Origin of the sequence: Bradyrhizobium genomosp. I (2014) (assembly GCF_000261685.1) — a bacterium.
Lineage (GTDB): Bacteria > Pseudomonadota > Alphaproteobacteria > Rhizobiales > Xanthobacteraceae > Bradyrhizobium.
In genome coordinates, this window is the sequence record NZ_AJQE01000040.1 from 1 (window position 1) to 293 (window position 293).

General features: G+C 72.4%; 1 pseudogene. It reads left to right on the forward strand.

The features are described 5' to 3' along the window. Nucleotides 1-293 (forward strand): annotated as a pseudogene (locus IC50_RS04035) (threonine synthase); the annotation flags it as partial.

The window sequence follows — 293 nt, forward strand, 5'->3', positions numbered from 1 at the left end:
GTGCGCCGTCTGATGGAGTCGCTGAAGCAGTCCGGACGCTTCGTGCTGCCCGATGCGGCGCTCGCCGCGATCCGCGAGGAGTTCGATGCCGGGCGCGCCGACGAGACCGAGACTGCGGCCGCGATCCGCGCCGCCTGGCGCGAAGCGGGCGAACTGGTCGATCCCCATACGGCGGTGGCGCTCGCTGTCGCGGACCGCGACACCACCGACACGAGGGTGCCGAGCATCGTGCTTTCCACGGCCCATCCGGCCAAATTCCCCGACGCTGTGGAGGCGGCCTGCGGCCAGCGGCC